Source organism: Enterococcus aquimarinus, from assembly GCF_001885765.1.
In the GTDB taxonomy this organism is placed as follows: domain Bacteria; phylum Bacillota; class Bacilli; order Lactobacillales; family Enterococcaceae; genus Enterococcus_I; species Enterococcus_I aquimarinus.
Window position 1 is genome coordinate 1 of record NZ_JXKD01000033.1, and the last position, 3687, is coordinate 3687.

3 protein-coding genes and 2 tRNA genes are annotated in these 3687 nt (G+C 38.4%); 1 reads left to right on the top strand and 4 read right to left on the bottom strand.

The window, feature by feature from the left end; all coding sequences use genetic code 11:
* Positions 1-306: 306 nt before the first annotated feature.
* Positions 307-2013, bottom strand: a complete 1707-nt coding sequence (gene ilvD, locus RU93_RS11765) for a dihydroxy-acid dehydratase (protein WP_071875820.1) — start codon at positions 2011-2013, stop codon at positions 307-309.
* Between the two features lie 200 nt (positions 2014-2213).
* On the opposite strand from ilvD, the gene RU93_RS11770 reads away from it, so the two are divergent.
* Positions 2214-2555: a metal-sulfur cluster assembly factor gene (locus RU93_RS11770; protein ID WP_071875821.1), complete on the top strand. Its 342-nt coding sequence runs from the start codon at positions 2214-2216 to the stop codon at positions 2553-2555.
* 257 nt (positions 2556-2812) lie between these two features.
* On the opposite strand, the gene RU93_RS11775 is transcribed toward RU93_RS11770, so the two are convergent.
* The 3 genes from RU93_RS11775 to RU93_RS11785 all read right to left on the bottom strand — a co-directional run bounded on the left by RU93_RS11775 (position 2813) and on the right by RU93_RS11785 (position 3639).
* On the bottom strand, positions 2813-3313 hold the full coding sequence (locus RU93_RS11775) for a P-loop NTPase family protein (protein WP_071875822.1): 501 nt from the start codon (positions 3311-3313) through the stop codon (positions 2813-2815).
* A gap of 158 nt (positions 3314-3471) precedes the next feature.
* Positions 3472-3555: transfer RNA gene (locus tag RU93_RS11780), tRNA-Leu, on the bottom strand.
* 13 nt (positions 3556-3568) lie between these two features.
* Positions 3569-3639 (bottom strand) — tRNA-Cys (locus RU93_RS11785).
* Between the last annotated feature and the right edge of the window lie 48 nt (positions 3640-3687).

The window sequence follows — 3687 nt, forward strand, 5'->3', positions numbered from 1 at the left end:
GTGCGTTAACCCCTTCGCCACAATCGCCATGACATTAAATGTTGTTTTTTTATTGCTTTAACTCTAACAACAATTAATTATTATACACGACTTTTAGATAAATACAACCCCTTTTTTACATTTTATTTATTTTTAAAATAACAAATGATAATTATTTTTTAAATCGCTTTCTTTCTCTATATTATGCTTTTTTATCTCAAAATCTCCCCAAGAAAACATGTCATCATTTAAATATCTTACTAAAAAAATAATCGTCGTTTGGGCTTCTTACTAAGGAAGCCCAAACGACAATGATCTTTCTATTATTTACTTTTCATCTTTTTTCCAAAAATCTGTGATTGCTCCTTTAGAGGAACTTGAAACGATGTGGGCATATTTTCCAAGCGCACCACGTGAATGAAGCGGTGGAATGACTAATGATTCTTGACGTTTTGCTAATTCTTCTTCTGAAACTTTCATTGTTAGTTCTTTCGTATCTTGATCAATCAACACAGTATCGCCTGTTTGTAAGAGGGCAATCGGGCCACCATCTTGTGCTTCAGGTGCAATATGTCCGACTACTAACCCATACGTTCCGCCTGAGAAGCGACCGTCTGTTAATAATGCCACTGTTTCTCCTTGCCCTTTCCCGACGATCATACTTGAAAGAGACAGCATCTCTGGCATTCCCGGTCCACCTTTTGGTCCAACATAGCGAACGACAACGACATCCCCATCGACAATTTCATCCGTTAAGACGGCTTGAATCGCTTCTTCTTCCGTATTAAAGACTTTGGCAGGACCTTCATGACGACGAACCTTCACACCTGAAACTTTCGCTACCGCGCCGTCTGGTGCAAGATTACCATGAAGCACAATCAATGGGCCATCTTTTCGTTTCGGATTTTCTAACGGCATAATCACTTGTTGGCCTTCTGTTAATGATGGAACTTCTGCCAAGTTTTCAGCTACTGTTTTTCCTGTTACCGTTAAACAGTCACCATGGATATAGCCATTCTCATAAAGGTATTTCATAACAGCCGATACACCGCCGACCTCATATAAATCTTGGAAGACATATTGACCACTTGGTTTTAAATCAGCCAAATGTGGTACTTTTTCTTGAAACTCATTAAAATCATCCAACGTTAATTCCACATTTGCGGCATGAGCCATCGCCATGAGATGTAAAATCGCATTGGTTGAACCTCCTAAGGCCATTACAACTGTAATCGCATTTTCAAACGCTTTACGCGTCATAATATCTTTTGGGTAAATCTTTTTCTCTAATAAATTTAAAACAGCCTCGCCTGCTGCTTCAACATCGCGTAATTTCGCTTCAGTTGTCGCTGGATTCGATGACGAACCAGGTAGACTCATTCCCATTGCTTCAATCGCAGAAGCCATCGTATTGGCCGTATACATCCCTCCACAACCTCCAGGGCCTGGACAAGCATTACATTCAATGCGACGAACTTCTTCTTCGGTCATGTCATTGTTATTCCATTTCCCAATCGCTTCGAAAACTGAAACAAGATCAATATCTTTGCCATCTAATTTCCCTGGCGCAATCGTACCACCATATACAAAAATCGCAGGAATTTCAGTATTCGCAATCGCAATCATACAGCCTGGCATATTTTTATCACAACCGCCAATCGCCACAAAAGCATCACAGTTATGACCACCAACCGCGGTCTCCACTGAATCCGCAATAATATCACGTGATGGAAGCGAGTAGCGCATTCCTGGTGTTCCCATCGCAATACCGTCTGCTACGGTAATCGTGCCAAATTGAACCGGCCAGCCGCCTGCCGTCATAATTCCTTGTTTCGCCACTTTTCCTAAATCATGTAAATGAATGTTACAAGGCGTATTTTCTGCCCACGTACTAATCACACCGATAAGTGGTTGATTGAACTCCTCATCCCCCATCCCCGTTGCGCGTAACATCGCTCGATTAGGTGATTTAACCATACTATCATATACGTTACTTCGAATTCTGATATCTTTTTTATTCTCATTATTTGTCAATTGACTATACTCCCCTCAGCCCTATCGATTCAATGATAAGACACTCATTTTTAGCATTTGTTTATTGTTTATTCTAACATACATATGAGATTTTTCTAGTAATAAGATGAAAAAATGATTAAATATTCTACTTGCTAAAAGAGAAATTGTATGGAAAAATAGACAAGTATCCATTTTTAAGATTGAAAGGAAGAAGATATATGCGTGATGACATTAAATTGAATGAGCGAGCTGCAATACTGAGTGAGCAATTAATCGAAAAACTCCAAACGGTTTCAGATCATGAGATTGGTTTAGATATTTATAATTTAGGCTTTATTTATGAAATTGATTTAGATGAAAAAGGCCATTGTCGCATTGTTATCACCCTCACAGGAATTGGTTGTGATTGTGTGGAGTCGATTCCTTCAGACATTAAAACAGCTTTACTAACAATTGAGGAAATTCAATCCGTTGATGTGCAAATTGTCTGGTCTCCCGCATGGAAAATGACTCGCATTAGCCGTTATGGTCGCATTGCTTTAGGAGTGAATCCAAACTAAGAGTTAACATAAAAAACGGATGAACCAATGATGGTCATTCGTTTTTTATGTTGATGAAATTGAAAAATCAGCAAACATACCTCTATTTCGTCCTGACTTTATAAAGTTTCTAATTTCGTTTTTAAGCATTGTGTTATGTGGTCAGCTGTCTTATGATCATGACGCGATAAATTCTGATTGGACTTCTCGAATCAACGCTTCTTAAGAATCGTTCTTGGTAAGCTACCCATTTACCAAACAAAATCTAGTGGCTACTGTTATGTTAGATTAATATCTTTGATAATCATTTCAACTACGTCATCTTGAGTTTGTTTTGCTGTAAATATAGTCTCATTCGGAAAACCTAACATATCCTTTTCTAACCACCAACTCTTCATTCTTTCAGCCCCAAAAACTTTAGACAAGTCTCTTTGATTATGACGAGTAAGGGTTTCTTCAAATGAGATATCATAGTAGTACGTATGAACTTCTCCTTGAAAAGTCTCATATAAAGAGATGAACATTTCCTTGTAAATATGAGAACCTAAAATACCCTCAATAACAATTATTTCAAATTTCTCTTTACCAAATTCAGCGATCTGTTGGATTAGTCCAGCTGTTGGATTGTCTACTCTATCTTTGACATTTAAAATACCTAACCGAATTTCATCTTGAGAAATCCTCATTACGGTTCCTCTGGGGTAGTAATTTTGAATTGCTTTCGCTGTAGTAGTCTTTCCACTAGCTGAATTTCCTCTTATAATAACTAATTTACTCATCCGTTTTTTCTCCCAACTGATAAAAGATATTAAGTAGATCATAATATAAAAGCTTATCTATAGTCCACTGCTCGTGTTGAAACAGACATTGATAAATTCTCCAAAAACCAAGACAAAAAAATAGCATCAACGTATATTTTACGTTGATGCTATTTTTATACCGATGGCCGGGGTCGAACCGGCACGATCTTGCGATCACAGGATTTTGAGTCCAGCGCGTCTGCCAATTCCGCCACACCGGCAAATAGTATTGAAAGGCGGTAACCGGATTTGAACCGGTGATGAAGGTTTTGCAGACCTCTGCCTTACCACTTGGCTATACCGCCATTATATACAATGTTAAAACTGGGGTAGCTGGATTCGAACCAACGCGT

Coding starts and splice junctions, on each gene's coding strand:
- RU93_RS11770 (WP_071875821.1), top strand. CDS start 2,214: ATGCGTGATGACATTAAATTGAATGAGCGAGCTGCAATACTGAGTGAG.
- RU93_RS11775 (WP_071875822.1), bottom strand. CDS start 3,313: ATGAGTAAATTAGTTATTATAAGAGGAAATTCAGCTAGTGGAAAGACT.